Raw genomic sequence first — 14,844 nt, 5'->3', positions numbered from 1 at the left:
GCGGACCGCAGCTACTGGTTGTTCTTGATCGCGTCGAGCGCGGGGATGCGCACGGCCTTGTTCGCGGGGCCGAAGCCGGCGATCAGGCCCACGGCGGTGGACAGGAGCACGCCGGAGAGGAACAGCCACCAGGGGATCACGGAGATGCGGGTCACGTCGTCGCCGCCGGTGATCGCCTTGAGCCAGTTGTCGCCGGTGAACCCGCCCATCGAGAACACGTTGATCAGCCATGAGCCCAATCCGGAGATCAGACAGCCGATGAGCCCGCCGAACAGGCCGATCGCGGCCGCTTCGCCCAGGAACATCATGCGGATGTCGCGCACGTAGCAGCCGAGCGCCTTCATGATGCCGATCTCGCGCGTGCGCTCCGACACGGACATGATCATCGTGTTGGCGATGCCGATCGCGGCCACAAGGAACGCGACGCCGCCGATGCCGCCCAATGCGAGCTGCAGGCCGCGCGACTGTTCGGCGAGGCTTTCGCGCATCTGCTCGTACGAGGACGTGTTGAAGCCCATCGCCTTGATCTGCTCCTCCACGTCGGACACGGCCTTGATGTCGCCGGCCTTGACGAGCACCTGCTGGTATTCGGTGTCCTTCTTCGCGCTCGTCGGATCGACCTTGGCGATCAGTTCCTTGAGCTGCGTCAGGTCCATGATGACGCCGTCGTTCGTGGCGTACCCCTTGTTGAAATCCTCCTTGAGCAGTCCGACGGCGCGCAGCGTGAGCGTCTGCACGTCGCCCTGCTGGTCGGACGGGGAGTCCGAACCGTTGTATTCGGCTCCGGTGATGAGCGTCAGTTCGGTGGTCAGCGGGTTGAAGAACGGGTCCTCGTCCTCGGCCTCCTGCTCCTGGCAGTTGCCGTTCGCGTCGCACACGTAGCCGCCGCCCCATGCGGCCGGTGTGCGCGTGTTGGAGCCGTCGGGACGGTACTTGTCCATGAAGCCGTAGGCCGTGTACTCGCCGAGCAGCACCTCGCCCTTCTTGGTGGGCAGGCGCCCGTCGTCGAGCATCGTGTAGCCCATCTCGTCGAGCTGCGACGTGTCGATGCCCATGATCGACACGTATTTGCTCACGTAGCGGCCCGACACGGCGGTCATGTCGGCCGTGTACTGGTATTCCATCAGCGGCGTGACGCCGGCGACGTCGGCGATCGAACGCATCGTGGAGACGGCCTTGTCGTCGAGTTTCGTCGATTCGCCGCCGGAGCCGCTGCCGCCCGACGTGCCGGTTCCGCCGGTCATGCCGCCGTTGCCCGGATACACGGTGATGATGCTCAGATCGCCCATCTGCTTGAGGAACCGTTCGTTCTGCTCGTTGAGTCCGGCGCCGATCGACACCATGAGCACGATCGAGCAGCAGCCGACGATCACGCCCAGCACGGTCAGCGCCGTGCGCGACTTGCGTCGCAGCAGGTTCTGGCCGCTCAGATGCAGGATGTCGGGGAATCTCATGCGCGTCCCTCATCGCCCGCGGACGGCAGGCCGACGATCGGCTGCGTCGTCTCGCCCGCGCCGGACGGCACGTCGGCGGCGGCTGGACCGGCCGCACCCGCAGCCGCGGCGGTACCGGCGGTCGGCACCGCCCAGTCGGCCCAGTCCTCGTCGTCCTCCTTGGCCTGCTTCGCCTTCCTGCGGCGGCGCACCAGCGTCACGATCAGTACGACCGCCGCGATCGCGACGACGGCGACGATCGCCCACACCCACCAGGCCACGCCGGTCTGCTCGGTGTCGTCGGGCACGACGATGTTGTCGTCGAATCCGGGATCGACGGACGCCTCCTGCGCCTGGATCGTGATCGGGAACTCCTTGGTCTGCGTCTTGCCGTCGGAATCCTCGTAGGTGATGCGCAGCGTCACGTCCGTCGGGTCGGTCGACAGCGGCGTGAACGCGAAGCCGATCGCCCCGGTCGCGCCGGAGGCGACGTTGCCGACGTACTGGGTGCGCATCGTCGTGTCGACGCCGTCGCCCTCGATGCTCGCCTCCACGTTCGAGATGCCGCCCTTGCCCTTGTTCACGTACTCCATCGTGACGGTCGTCTCCTGACCCACCATCGGCATGTCGGGCTGGACGGGGTCCTTGAGTTCGAAGCGGTCCGGCTGGGAGACGGGCACGGAGATCTTGATGTCGGACGAGCTGGAGCTGCGCGACCCGGCGTCCACGTACTCGTATTTGAAGCTCACGGTCACGCCCTGCGCGCCGCTGGTCGCGGTAGAGAGCGCCTGCATCGGCACGCTTTGGGTCATGGCCCAGCCGGCGCCGAGCGAGTCGAAGTAGAACGTGTTGGTGCCGCCGGCGATCGCGAAGCTTTCGCCGCCGTCGACGGTGACGACCAAGTTGTCGACGGCGACCTTGCCCATGTTCTGGAACGTGAACGAGAGCGTGAAGTCGCTGCCGGCGGCCACGGAGCCGTCGCCGTACGTGAAGTTCGTGATGATGATGTTCGGCACTGGTCCGGCGACCGGATCGGGCGTGTCTGGATCGTCGCCGTCGACCGCCGGGCGGGCGGCGTTGCCGTTGCCGGCGTCGACGTCGAGGTTCCGGTCCGCAAGCGCGCCGCCGCCTGCCGCGGCGGTCTGCGCATCGTCGGTCGTGCCCGCCGCCGCGCCTGCCGTCTGCGCGCTGGTCGTCGTGCCGTCTTCGTCGGTGACGGTGCCGGTCGTGCCGCCGGCCATCGCGTATGCGGCCGGCGCGGCGCATGCGATGAGCAGCGCCGGCACCGCGATGCACGCGGCCGCGGCGGCGCGCAGCCTTCCCTTGGTCGTCTTCTTCTCCCCGTTGGTCATCGGTTCGCCTTCCTGTCGGTGTGGTCGAGGGTTGCGGTGCGCGCGTCGCCGGCCGCGATGCCGGCGGCGGGCGCGCGAAGCAGCTGGTCGCCGATGATCCGCCCGTCGAGCAGGGTGACGATGCGGTCGGCGTACTGCGCCATGTTGTCGTCGTGCGTGACGAGCACGATCGTCTGGTTGAAGTCGCGGGCGAACGCGACGATCATCTCCATCACGTCGATCTTCGTGCGCGAGTCGAGGTTGCCGGTCGGTTCGTCGGCGAACACGACCTGCGGGCGGGCGGCGAACGCGCGCGCGATGCCGACGCGCTGCTGCTGGCCGCCCGACATCTGCGTCGGATAGTGGTTGATGCGCTTGGCGAGGCCGACGCGGGCGAGCATGCCGCGTGCGATCCTCTCGCGGCGCGCCTTGGGCATGCCGCGGAACATGAGCGGGGTGGCGACGTTCTCCAATGCGGTCAGGTTGGGCAGCAGGTTGTATGACTGGAACACGAAGCCGAGGTGGCGTTGGCGGAATGCGGCGAGTTCGCGTTCGTCGAGGCGGGAGATGACGGTGCCGCCGATGCGCACGCCGCCGCGGGTCGGCTTCTCCATGCCGGCGAGCTGGTTGAGGAGCGTCGACTTGCCGGAGCCGGATTCGCCGTAGATGCAGCAGATCTGCCCCTGCGGGATGACGAGGTTCACGTTGTCGAGTGCCACGACGGTCTCGTCGACGACCGGGTATTCCTTGCGCAGTCCGCGCACTTCGATCATCGGCCGCATGGGCGCCGTGGTGGACGCCATGATGGGCGCCTGTATCCCTGGTGACGGCACTGTCTGTCCCCTTCTCGTCGATGGTTCGGGCCGGACCCATCATACATCGCCTCGACCCGGAATCCACCTTGCGGCATCATACGTCCCGCCGCAATCCTTCCGACGGATGATTCGCGGCCGCCCTCCATACATCCTCCGTGCACCCCACGTGCACCCCACGTGCACTTCAATCCTCGTTTTTCAGGGACGAATCAGGGATGAAACAGAATGTCCGGAAATAAGGAAACCCCTTGGAAGCTAATGTTTCCAAGGGGTTTGAGGTGACCCCGGCCGGGCTCGAACCGGCGACCTACAGATTAGAAGTCAGTTGCTCTATCCAGCTGAGCTACGGGGCCTCGGCAACGAGATGACAGTATAGCATCATCCCGACGCCCGTCCGCCTTCGCGCCACGCGCGGACGCGGGCGGGCGCCGGCGGGCCCGCCCCTATAATCAGGGACGGAAGCAGACGCAAGCATCACATCATACGAACGACGGGAAGCATCATGAGCGGTCAGCGCAACGGGACGGCACAAGGCGGCGCGGCGAAGCGCCGGGAGGAACGGCAGGCGGCACAGCAGGCGAGGATCGAACGCGAGGCGAAGGAACGCCGTCAGGCGACCATCATCGGATCGGTCGTCGCATGCATCCTCGTCGTGCTCGTCGCCATCGGCGCGTTCTCGATCTACGGGTCGATCCACGCCAAGCAGGTCAAGGAGCGGCAGCGACAGGAGCAGACCAGCAGCGAGGCCGTCGCCGACGCGAGGAAGACGATGAACGAGGCCGAGAACCGGCCCGCCAACGCCGACGACCAAGGCGGCGTCATCGTGTCGAAGGACGGCTACGGCACGAAGGTCGACGGCGCGCCGACCGTCGCGTTCTACATGGAGCCGCTGTGCCCGGGATGCGCGTCGATCCACCGCATGCTCGACGACACGCTCAAGCAGATGGTCGACGCCGGCCAGCTCAACCTCGAACTGCATTTCATGACGTTCCAGGACAACAAGAGCACCGTCGTCAAGGACGGCGAGAAGACCAGCGACCTGTATTCGACGCGCGCGTTCAACGGCGCTGTCACGATTCTCGAGAACGACCCGGACCCCGACCATCTGCTCGGCTATCTGGCGAACATCTACGCCGAGGATTTCCAGCCGGGCGAGCTGGACGACTACGTGTCGGTCAGCGACGACCAGCTGCGCGAGCAGGCCATCGCCGCCGACGTGAGCGAGGAGGTCGCCGGCAAGGCGTTCGACGGCACCACCCCGTACAAGACGTGGCTCAAGGCCGCCGACAGCTACACGATCCGCCGCACCGAACTGTACGCGCCGGGCAGCAGCGGCTTCTCCTCCCCCACGCTGACGATCAATGGCACGTACTGGGCGACCGGCACCCCGTCCAAGGCCGGTATGTCGTTCGCCGACGGCTTCCTCAAGGCGCTCGGCATCGACGCGTCCAAGGTCGGCAACGCGTCCGTCAAGCCGTCAATCGGCGCCGACGGCAAACCGCTCGAACTCTGACGCCGGACAGTGGCCAGACGTCCGGATGATATGACGAAAGCCCCCGCGGATGCTCTCCGCGGGGGCTTTCGTCATGCCGCCATCTCAATTCATGATCGGCGCGGCGCTGCGTGCCGTCACCTCGCCACGCTACGCCACGACAGACCTACTTGGCCGCCTCGTCCTGATGATGGTACTGGAACGCGAGCTCGGCCAGATGCACGCCGTGGGTGAGGAACTCGTGCGTGCGGCACACGTAGTCGTGTTCGCGGCCGAGCCTGGCGATGTAGCCGTTGATGTAGTCGACCTCGGTCTTGCGGCCGCGGCTCATGTCCTGATACATCGACGGGTAGTGCAGCGGGTTGCCGGTGCGGCTCACGTAGTCCACGGACTCGAGCTCCTCGTCGCGCGTGTTGATGAGCTTGATGCCGGCGCGCTCGCACGCGTCGTACGCCTCGTTGATGAGCTGCATGGCCATGTCGCGGGCTCCCGGGTAGCTGATGAACTGGCCCATCGTGATCTGGTACATCGTGCACAGCGTGTTGACGACGGAGTTGAACACGATCTTGGCCATGCACATGCCCTTGAAGTCGTCGGAGATCTCCGGGTTGAGGTTGGCCTTCTGGAAGTCGGCGAAGATGGCCTTCTCGATGTCGGTGACCTCGTTGGTCATCGCGCACATGTGCATCGTGCCGGCGCCGGACTTGCCGATGAAGTCCACGTCGCCCGGGCCGTTGAGCACGGTGGCGACGAGCGCGGTGCCGCCGTAGATGCGGTCCTCGGGGAAGTACCGGGCGATCTTCTCGAAGTGGCCCCAGCCGTTCATCGCGCTGAACACGACCTGATGGTCCTTGAACAGGTGGGCGCAGCGCCCCAGCATGTCCTCGAGCTGCATCTGCTTCATGAAGACGATCCACACGTCCGGATCGCCGTCGTACTCCTCCGGCGTGTACAGGTTGATCGGGATCAGTCGGCGGTTCTCATGGTCGCGGCTGACGTACACGCCGCCCTGTTCGCGGATCTTGTCGATGTGCGGCGCCCACGCGTCGATGAAGTCGACGTGCGCGTCCGTATGCTCCTGAAGGAGGATGCCGTAGCGCAGGCCCATGGCACCGGCGCCGATTACCGTATAACGCATAATGTTCCCCTTGCGATCGATGTGCGTTCGATTCGTTGCGTTCGATCTGGCCACCGGCATATCCGTACGGGGACGCTGTCTGATCGTCTCGCCGAACCCGGTGTCACCACTCGTTCCGTTCGTCGTCCATCGATGATGGTCCGGCGAGCGCCATCACGGCACGAGCCACGATCCGTGGGGACCGGGGCTCGGATGCTCCGCGATGCATTCCGCGTCATACGGTAGCATCGCGGGTCGTCGACCGTATGGTCGGCGGTCGCAGTTCGGACGGGGCGGACGGTCCGGAAGGGGACGTCCGCCGTCGCGCCGTCAGGGTTCGATGATCCAGCTGAGGCCGACGAGCACGATGAGGAACAGCACGTTGACGGCCGAGTAGACGGCCAGATAGCGGCCCTTCTGATGCGGGTACTTGCGTACGACGTTCTTGTAGCCGATCAGCGACGCCATCGACGCGATCAGCGTGCCCATGCCGCCGAGGTTGGTGCCGATGATGAGCGGACGCCACTGGTCGCAGAAGCCGGACAGGAGCAGCGTGGACGGCACGTTGCTGATGAACTGGCTGGTGACGACCGACACCTCCAGCGGGTGCGCGTTGACGAGGGAGGCGGCCAGCTCGTAGAACTCGGGGACGCGCTTCATGTTGCCGATGAAGATGAAGAACATCGTGAACGTGAGCGGCAGACCCCAGTCGACGTTGCGGAACACGCGGCGGTCGCACACGAGGAACGTGGCGAACACGATCACGCACATCGCCCACAGGGGCAGGAAGTCGCTGACGGCCAGCAGACAGACCACGAACAGGATCGTGTAGACGACCGTGCGCCATCCGCCGTAGCTGGCGCCGTAGCCGGTGATGCGGATCTCGTCGGGCTGGTGCTTGCTGCTGGACGGGGCGAGGACGCCGCGTTCGATGCCGGCGCCGTCGAGCGCGTGGAATTCGGACACCGGCTTCTTGCCGAACACGACGCAGCTGATGATGACGAGCATCACGGCGGCGGTGAACGAGTAGGGGGCCATGATGCCGATCATCTCCGTGGTCGGCATGCCGGTGAGGGCCTTCAGGTACAGGTTGTGCGCGTTGCCGATCGGCGTGAGCATGCTGCCCATGTTCGCGCCGAGGGTCATGAGCGTGCCGACGAGCACGGCGTGCTCCTCCATGTCGGCCATGATGAGCACGGAGATCGCGAACGGGATGAACGTGACGAGCGCCACGTCGTTGGTGATGAGCATCGCGGAGAAGAAGGTGAGCGAGATCAGCGTGATCACCAGTCCGCGGGCGGTGCTCACGTGGTGCAGCAGTCGCGAGCCGATGATGCGGAAGACGCCGATGCGCTGGAAGCCGCAGACGACGAGCATCAGGCACACGAGCTGCGAGATCGTGCTCATGTGGACGTATTCCTTGTACTCGGCGTCCGGCGGGACGATGAAGCACGAGATCAGGGCAAGGATGGAAGCGACGATGAGGATCGTCTCGTTTTTCAGGAGCTTGATCACCAAGCCACGCATCGAATCCTCCGTGAATATTCGGTAAACATCACCTGACATCCTAACCGACATCATGGCGTTGCACGCGCTCTCGGAGTGCCGTTTTCCGACCGTTTGCAACGAAAACCGGCCCTCACGCCTACTGGCGTTTGGGCTGGTTTTCCGACCGTCGGCCGATCGGGGTCAATTCTGACCGAGCGTGGCCGCTCCGCCGTCATCCGGCATCCTCGGCGTCCCCGTCGTCGTCCTCGTAGTCGAGGATGTCGCCGGGGACGCAGTCGAGCGCGTCGCAGATCGCGGCGAGCGTCGAGAAGCGGATCGCCGAGACGCGGTTGTTCTTGATCTTCGACAGGTTCACGTTCGTGATGCCCACCCGGTCGGCCAGCCAGTTGAGCGAACGGCCGCGCTCGGCCATCATCCGGTCGAGCCGGAGCACGATCCGTCCGCCCATCATGCGCTCCTTTCCATCGATGCGGTCATAGCAGCCCGTCGACCTCGCCCTGCAGCGAGGCGCCGTAGCCGAACACGCGGGACAGCAGCAACGCCAGCGCGCCCGCCATCAGATGCATCAGCGGGGCCGCGGGATCCGACGAGACGGCCACGCTCTCGCCTGCGGCGACGAGCGGCAGCATCGCCATCGCCGTCACGGCACCCACAATGGGAATCGCCACGAGGCTGCGTCCGATGCGCGACAGCGCGGCCTGCGCGCCGGACCGGAACGGCGTCGCGCCGTCGGGGTTGGCCGCCCATGCGCCGATCGACGCGCACAGGTCGCGCGCGCCGCCGATCGCTTCGACCGTCAACCATGCGGTGACGGTCTGCGCCAACGCGAACAGGGCCAGTCCGACCGTCGGCGAGGGCGCGTCGTGGAACAGGAACCGGAACCCGTGCATGTCGGGGCCGATGCCGACGATGAGGCCTCCCAGCGACACACCGTACGTTACGGCCGCATCGTCGCCGAGCGACGTCAGCGGCACCGGCAGACCGGCCAGTCCGGCCGAGACCAGTACCGCGGTCAGCGCGGCCGCCGCCACGCCGACCCATCCGACGACCAGCAGGACCGTGCCGACGCCGCGGCCGACGCGCGCATACCGCGCGAGCGTTGCGGGAGCGGCAGCGGACGGGGGCCGCTCCGACCGCTTCGCCGCATGCCATCGATCGAATATCGTTGCGTACGCCATGATGACCTCCTTGTCATCGCGGGACGCCGCGCGCCGCAGCTGCGTTCCCGCCGCGGCGTCGACCGGCATCCCATGCCGATACCCTCATTATCAACCCGGATTTATCGTTTGTCAATAAACTTTTTATGACAAACGATAAACAGATTGTCAGCCGATGGTGTTGCCGAAGATCTGCGCCTGCAGGTCCTTGCGGGCGGCCTCCATCTGCGTGACCTGCCCCAGGATCGCGATCTTCTCCGCGCCGTCCGGCAGCGCGGCCATCTGCCGCTTCGCCGAGCCGATGCGGCGCATCAGGCCGATGTCGAGCAGCTTCGCCAGCAGCTCCGCCGCATACCGGCTCTCTGCCGGCGTCGCCTCGCGCAGCTGCGCCGACTCCCCCGCCCCGCGCACGTCCTGCTCGCTGGGCGGCAGCGGCAGCGGCATCACCGCCAGCTCGTTGATCACCGGTTCGAGCATCGGACCGCCCGCCTTCGTCAGCGAGTGCATCCACAGGCCCTGGGGCACGTCGTTCGACGGCAGGCCACCGGCCGCCGCAATCGCCTGGAACAGCGAACGGAACACCGGCGTCATGAAATTCGACAGCGACAGCGACGCGAACATGCCCGGATCGACCGAACGCGGCACCTGGATGAGCATCGCCATGAACTGCTGCTCGCAGATGAACACCGCATCGTCCACCTGATAGTACGTCTGCTCGGCCACGCCCCGGCGCTCCAGCGCCTTGCGCTCCGCCGGATTCGCATACGGGTTCGCCCCGCGCGACGCCGCACCCGCGCCGGCTCCCGCGGCCGCGCCGGGCGCCGCTCCCGCATCGGCGCCGTCGGCCGTACCGAAGCGGCGACGCGGCGCATACGCGTCCTCGTCGCGCACGCCCAGCCGGCGATGCGCGTCACGCACCTCGCGCTGCATCACATCCAGATCGATGCCGATGCGACGGATCGCCTTCCTCGCGTACACGTCGCGCTGCGAACGGTCGCGGATCTGCGCGATCAACGGCGCCACCGCCTTCACCGCGCCGATCTGGCCCGTCGTGTACGACGTGTCGAAACGGTTGATCGCCGCGTCGATCACGAAATCGTACAGCGGGCGCGCATGGTCGATGAGCGAGCGCACCGCCTCGTTGCCGCGTTCGATGCGCAGGTCGCACGGGTCGAGATTGTCGTCGGCGACCGCCACGAACGTCTGCGACAGGAACGCCGCGTCCAGGCCGAACGCGTGCAATGCCGCCTTCTGGCCGGCCGCATCGCCGTCGAACGTGAACACGATGCGCGAGCTGAGCGCCTGCCCCTCGACCTTGAGCGGCCCCACCAGCTGCACCGCGCCCAGCGAATCGTCGGCGATCAGACGGCGCACGATCTTCGCATGCTCCGCGCCGAACGCGGTGCCGCACGTCGCCACCGCCGTGTCGATGCCGGCCAGATGCATCGCCATCACATCCGTATAGCCCTCGACGATCACCACCTGACGTTTCTTCACGATCGACGGCTTGGCCAGGTCGATGCCGTACAGCACCTGGTTCTTGCGGTACAGCTGCGTGTCGGGCGTGTTGATGTACTTCGCCGCGATCGCATCGTCCTCATACAGCTTGCGCGCGCCGAATCCGAGCGTCCGGCCCGTCGAATCGCGGATCGGCCAGGTGACGCGGCCGCGGAAGTAGTCGTAGACGCCGCGCTGGCCCTGACGCGCCAGACCCGCGTCGAGCATCTCCTGCTGGGTGAAGCCCTTGCCGGCCAGGTGGCGCACCAGATTGTCCCAGCCCTGCGGCGCGTAGCCGCAGCCGAAGCGTTCGCAGTCGGCCTGGCTGAAGTTGCGCCCGCCCAGGAGCTTGCGGGCGGGCAGCGCCTCGGAGGTCATGATCTGGGAGACGAAGAAGCGCTGCGCGGCCTCGTTCGCCTCGATCAGGCGCGCGCGCTTCGATCCGGCGTGCTCGCTCTTGCGCGACCCGGCCTCGTAGTGCAGTTCGATGTGGTAGCGGTCGGCCAGCAGTTCGACCGCCTCGCGGAAGTCGATGTTCTCCTGCTGTTCGACGAACGCGAACACGTCGCCGCCCAGACCGCAGCCGAAGCAGTGCCAGACGCCCAGCGCCGGCCTCACGTTGAAGCTGCCGGTCTTCTCGTCGTGGAACGGGCACAGGCCCACGTACGTGCCGGCGCCGGAGGGGCGCAGCGACACGCTCGCGGATACGATGTCGTACAGGTCCGCGCGTGCGCGCACCTGCTCCACGTCTTCCTTCAGAATCATCCCGACCATAGTCCTCTAGGGTACCGGCATACGCGGAATGCGCGGCGCGCGCGTCGGGCCGGGGCAGGGCAGTCCGGATCGGGGTTGCCGTGACCGGGTTGCGGCGGCGCATGCGACGCGCGACACGCTCCAGGCCGCTCGGCCAAGCCTACGGTCGCGCATCGCATGCGCCGCCGCAGCCCTCGTTGGGTGCGTACGATTCGGCCTGGATGGCGGTTTCGGTCCGTGCGTCGCGATGCCCGCTAGAGAATCGTGTCCGGGTCGAGCATGGCGAGGTCGGCGGAGTCGAGCACGTCGGAGGCGTTCAGGTAGAGGCGCGGAATGCGGTTGCGCAGGCAGGTGAACACCTCGTAGCTGATCGTGTCGGCGGCGCGCGCCCAGTCGTCGGCGGTCGGCTCGCTGAACAGCTCGCCGCGGCCGGGGCCGAACAGTTCGACCGTGTCGCCCTCATGCACGCCGAGACGCTCGGCCGAACCGTGCAGGTCGATCATGAACTGGTCCATGCACACGCGGCCCGACACGCGGTACAGGCGCGGGCCCTCCGTGGTCATCACGCGCACCGGGCCGCCGAGCTTCTCCAGATGCTTGGCGCCCTGCATGTCGAATCCGGACGCGGAACGGTGGATGCCGTCCGCATAGCCGAGCGGCACGATCGCGGTCGACGTGTCGTCGGGCGTCAGGTAGGTGCGGCCATACGAGATGCCGTGGCCGGCCGCCACGTCCTTGACGGTGCCCAGCTGCGCCTGCAGCGTCATCGCGGATTTGAGATGCCAGTCGCGCGGCGTGCCCATCGCCGGATCCGGCTCGTAGCCGTACAGGCCGATGCCGGGGCGGGTGAGCTCGAAGTGGATCTCGGGACGGTTGAGCGTGGCCGCCGTGTTCGCCAGATGGCGGATCTCGGGGGCGATGCCGGCCTTCTCCATGCGCGCGGTGAACGCCTTGAAGTTCTCGATCTGACGGTCGGTGGAGGCGACGAACTCGGGTACGTCGGGCGAGTCGGCCACGGCCAGATGGCTCCACTGGCCCACGATGTGCAGCACGCCCTCCCTCGCCAGCGGCGCCAGACGCGCCAGCGCCTCGTCGAACGACTCCTCGGTGAATCCGTTGCGTCCGAAGCCGGAGTCGACCTTCACGTGCACGCGCGCGGTCTTGCCCAGCCGGCGTGCGGCGGCGGCCACCGCGTCGATGCCGGGCAGCGAGCCGACGGACACGTCGATGTCGTTGTCGATCAGCTCGTCGAACGGCACTTCGGCGCCGTTGTAGACCCAGGTGAGGATATGGCAGCGGTCGGGGCCGATGCCGAGGCGGCGCAGCAGCAGCGCCTCATGCGACTGCGCGGTGCCCAGCCACGTCGCGCCGCCGGCCAACGCGGCCAGCGCGGTCGGCAGCAGGCCGTGGCCGTACGCGTCGGCCTTGACCACGCCCATCACCGCGGTGCCCGAATCAGGTCCGCCGCACACGTTCACCAGATGGCGCATGTTGTCGCGCAACGCCTTGAGGTCGACGATCGCCTGCGCCGGGTAACGACGGCGTGCGGCCCGGTAATGCTCCTCGCCCTGCGGGGACGAGAACTGCCATGCTGGTACTGCGCTCAAAGTCATGGCCCCCATTGTGGCGCGCCGTGGTGACGACACGCCGCGCCGGAACGGCCGCCACGGGCCGCGATGGGCCGAACCTCCACATCCATTGCACAACCGTTCCGCATCGTTCCGCCCCGATGTCCACGATGAGGACACTTCACCCGCGGACGCCGCCGCTTGTCACGCCACGGCCATACACTGACTCACCATGTTCGCCCTTTCGCCGGCATTCCGGCGCGGCGCGCATTCTGATTCCCGGCGTTGAGGCGTGCCGGGGTCCCGGAAAACCGTCCGGTCCAGCCCATTCCATTCCGAATCCGAGAGAAGACTCATGGATCTTTTTCGCAAGAAGTCGGTGGATCAGCTGGTCGCTGAATCCACCCCGCTCAAGCGCACCATGCGCACGTTCGATCTGACGATGCTGGGAATCGGCGCCATCATCGGCACCGGCATCTTCGTGCTGACCGGCAAGGGGGCTCTGACCGCCGGTCCCGCACTGTCCGTCTCCTTCCTCCTGGCCGCGGTCTGCTGCGGCTTCGCCGGCCTGTGCTACGCGGAGTTCGCCGCGATGGCCCCGGTCTCCGGCTCCGCCTACTCCTACGCGTACCTGGCGTTCGGCGAGGTCATCGCCTTCGTGATCGGCTGGGACCTGATCCTCGAATACGCGCTGCAGGCCGCCACCGTGTCCGCCGGATGGTCCGGCTACTTCAACAAGCTGCTCGCGGGATTCGGCCTGCATCTGCCGGTCGAGCTGACCGCCGCGTACGGCACCACGCCGGGCGTCACCACGTACTTCAACCTGCCAGGCTTCCTCATCGTGCTGCTCATCACCTGGGTGCTGTCGATCGGCATCAACCAGACGAAGAAGACCAACGACATCATGGTCATGATCAAGCTCGCCATCATCGTGCTGTTCATCATCTGCGCCGTGTGGTACGTCGATCCGTCCAACTGGAAGCCGTTCTCCCCGTACGGCATCTACACGTTCCAGCCCGGCTCCACCCAGCCGTACGGCATCGTGCCGGCCGCGTCGATCGTGTTCTTCAGCTTCATCGGCTTCGACGCCGTGTCCTCGTCCGCAGAGGAGACCGTCGAGCCGAACAAGACGCTGCCGCGCGGCATCCTGCTGTCGCTGGCCGTGTCGACCGTGCTGTACATCATCATGACGCTGATCATGACCGGCGTGGTCCCCTATCAGGAGTTCGCGAACTTCATCGACGCCCCGGTGGCCGGCGTGATCCTGGCGACCGGCATGAACTGGCTGTCGTTCATCGTCAACCTCGGCGCGCTCGTGGGCATGACCACGGTGATGCTCGTACAGCTGTACGGCCAGAGCCGCGTGTGCTATGCGATGAGCCGCGACGGCCTGTTCCCGAAGTTCTTCGGCGAAGTGCACCCCAAGTACAGCACCCCGTTCAAGGGCACCTGGTTCTTCGGCCTGCTCACCGCGTTCGCCGGCGGCTTCATCAACATCAACGTGCTGTTCGAGCTGGTGAACATCGGCACGCTGTCCGCGTTCATCATCGTGTCGGCCGGCGTGCTGTGGATGCGCAGGACGCAGCCGGACGCGCACCGCGGATTCAAGGCGCCGCTCGTGCCGTTCACCCCGATCTGTGCGATCGTGTTCTGCCTGATCCTCATCGCCGGCCTGAACTGGGAGACCTGGCTGCGCTTCGCCATCTGGTTCGCGCTCGGCCTGGTCGTCTACTTCGCGTACAGCCGCAAGCGTTCCAAGCTCAACGCCGCCGCCTGACGGATGGGGCGGCATCCGTCGCCCCATCCCCGCCGCCGATCATGCGAATCCCGTCGCATCAAGCCATGATGCGACGGGATTCGCATATTCGGAGGCCGGATCATACGGATCACGACGCGAAACGGGACTGCAGGGTCGCAATCCGTTCATCGGCGAACGACTACTTACAGTTTGCGACGCAAAACGGGACTGCAGGGTCGTAATCCGTTCAGGGAACGTCGGTCATATACAAGTCACGACACGAAACAGGTCTCCAGCGTCGCAATCTGCCCATCAACTGTCATCCCTATACGAATTACGACGCAGAAGGACCGATCGGAGTCGGAACTCGTACAGGAAGCCCGAATCTTGCAGATTGCGACGCAAAACGGGACCGCGTCGCAACTCGTTCATCA

At 66.4% G+C, this 14,844-nt stretch carries 11 protein-coding genes and 1 tRNA gene; 2 read left to right on the top strand and 10 right to left on the bottom strand.

From position 1 onward, the window contains the following. Positions 1-11: 11 nt before the first annotated feature. From D2E24_RS02575 to D2E24_RS02560, 4 genes are all read right to left on the bottom strand, one after another. Positions 12-1,454 (bottom strand): ABC transporter permease, encoded by a 1,443-nt coding sequence (locus D2E24_RS02575; RefSeq protein WP_125967770.1) that lies wholly within the window; start codon positions 1,452-1,454, stop codon positions 12-14. Beyond that, positions 1,451-2,785 carry a COG1361 family protein gene (locus D2E24_RS02570; RefSeq protein WP_125967769.1) on the bottom strand — a complete coding sequence of 445 codons (1,335 nt, stop codon included), beginning with the start codon at positions 2,783-2,785 and terminating at the stop codon, positions 1,451-1,453. Before D2E24_RS02570 ends, D2E24_RS02575 begins: the two co-directional genes overlap by 4 nt. Beyond that, positions 2,782-3,567, bottom strand: a complete 786-nt coding sequence (locus D2E24_RS02565; protein WP_241222817.1) for an ABC transporter ATP-binding protein — start codon at positions 3,565-3,567, stop codon at positions 2,782-2,784. The genes D2E24_RS02570 and D2E24_RS02565 overlap by 4 nt, the downstream gene beginning before the upstream one ends. 291 nt (positions 3,568-3,858) lie before the next feature. Beyond that, positions 3,859-3,932 (bottom strand) — tRNA-Arg (locus D2E24_RS02560). Between the two features lie 149 nt (positions 3,933-4,081). Here D2E24_RS02560 and D2E24_RS02555 point away from each other — a divergent pair. After that, on the top strand, positions 4,082-5,092 hold the full coding sequence (locus tag D2E24_RS02555) for a DsbA family protein (RefSeq protein ID WP_125967768.1): 1,011 nt from the start codon (positions 4,082-4,084) through the stop codon (positions 5,090-5,092). Between the two features lie 145 nt (positions 5,093-5,237). Here the strand turns inward: D2E24_RS02555 and D2E24_RS02550 are convergent, their stop codons facing one another. The 6 genes from D2E24_RS02550 to alr all read right to left on the bottom strand — a co-directional run bounded on the left by D2E24_RS02550 (position 5,238) and on the right by alr (position 12,717). Next, entirely contained in the window at positions 5,238-6,209 is a 972-nt protein-coding gene (locus D2E24_RS02550; RefSeq protein ID WP_125967767.1) for a ketopantoate reductase family protein, read from the bottom strand. Between the two features lie 309 nt (positions 6,210-6,518). After that, entirely contained in the window at positions 6,519-7,715 is a 1,197-nt protein-coding gene (locus tag D2E24_RS02545; RefSeq protein ID WP_125967766.1) for an SLC13 family permease, read from the bottom strand. A 193-nt stretch (positions 7,716-7,908) separates the two neighbouring features. Continuing rightward, positions 7,909-8,148: a helix-turn-helix domain-containing protein gene (locus D2E24_RS02540; RefSeq protein ID WP_125967765.1), complete on the bottom strand. Its 240-nt coding sequence runs from the start codon at positions 8,146-8,148 to the stop codon at positions 7,909-7,911. Between the two features lie 22 nt (positions 8,149-8,170). Next, positions 8,171-8,875 (bottom strand): hypothetical protein, encoded by a 705-nt coding sequence (locus D2E24_RS02535; protein WP_125967764.1) that lies wholly within the window; start codon positions 8,873-8,875, stop codon positions 8,171-8,173. A 147-nt stretch (positions 8,876-9,022) separates the two neighbouring features. Beyond that, positions 9,023-11,125, bottom strand: coding sequence for a DNA primase (gene dnaG, locus D2E24_RS02530; protein ID WP_125967763.1), 2,103 nt, complete (start codon positions 11,123-11,125; stop codon positions 9,023-9,025). A 233-nt stretch (positions 11,126-11,358) separates the two neighbouring features. After that, positions 11,359-12,717, bottom strand: coding sequence for an alanine racemase (alr, locus tag D2E24_RS02525; RefSeq protein ID WP_125967762.1), 1,359 nt, complete (start codon positions 12,715-12,717; stop codon positions 11,359-11,361). A 310-nt stretch (positions 12,718-13,027) separates the two neighbouring features. Between alr and D2E24_RS02520 the strand changes: the two genes are divergently transcribed. After that, positions 13,028-14,449, top strand: a complete 1,422-nt coding sequence (locus D2E24_RS02520; protein WP_125967761.1) for an amino acid permease — start codon at positions 13,028-13,030, stop codon at positions 14,447-14,449. Positions 14,450-14,844: the final 395 nt, after the last annotated feature.

Source organism: Bifidobacterium samirii, from assembly GCF_003952945.1.
Taxonomy (GTDB): Bacteria; Actinomycetota; Actinomycetes; order Actinomycetales; family Bifidobacteriaceae; genus Bifidobacterium; species Bifidobacterium samirii.
This window is presented reverse-complemented; position numbering and strand designations above follow the sequence as displayed.

Excerpts from the sequence above, each read along its gene's own strand:
- D2E24_RS02520 (WP_125967761.1), top strand. The coding sequence starts at position 13,028 with ATGGATCTTTTTCGCAAGAAGTCGGTGGATCAGCTGGTCGCTGAATCC.
- D2E24_RS02545 (WP_125967766.1), bottom strand. The coding sequence starts at position 7,715 with ATGCGTGGCTTGGTGATCAAGCTCCTGAAAAACGAGACGATCCTCATC.
- D2E24_RS02535 (WP_125967764.1), bottom strand. The coding sequence starts at position 8,875 with ATGGCGTACGCAACGATATTCGATCGATGGCATGCGGCGAAGCGGTCG.
- D2E24_RS02565 (WP_241222817.1), bottom strand. The coding sequence starts at position 3,567 with ATGGCGTCCACCACGGCGCCCATGCGGCCGATGATCGAAGTGCGCGGA.
- D2E24_RS02570 (WP_125967769.1), bottom strand. The coding sequence starts at position 2,785 with ATGACCAACGGGGAGAAGAAGACGACCAAGGGAAGGCTGCGCGCCGCC.
- alr (WP_125967762.1), bottom strand. The coding sequence starts at position 12,717 with ATGACTTTGAGCGCAGTACCAGCATGGCAGTTCTCGTCCCCGCAGGGC.
- D2E24_RS02540 (WP_125967765.1), bottom strand. The coding sequence starts at position 8,148 with ATGATGGGCGGACGGATCGTGCTCCGGCTCGACCGGATGATGGCCGAG.
- D2E24_RS02575 (WP_125967770.1), bottom strand. The coding sequence starts at position 1,454 with ATGAGATTCCCCGACATCCTGCATCTGAGCGGCCAGAACCTGCTGCGA.
- dnaG (WP_125967763.1), bottom strand. The coding sequence starts at position 11,125 with ATGGTCGGGATGATTCTGAAGGAAGACGTGGAGCAGGTGCGCGCACGC.
- D2E24_RS02555 (WP_125967768.1), top strand. The coding sequence starts at position 4,082 with ATGAGCGGTCAGCGCAACGGGACGGCACAAGGCGGCGCGGCGAAGCGC.
- D2E24_RS02550 (WP_125967767.1), bottom strand. The coding sequence starts at position 6,209 with ATGCGTTATACGGTAATCGGCGCCGGTGCCATGGGCCTGCGCTACGGC.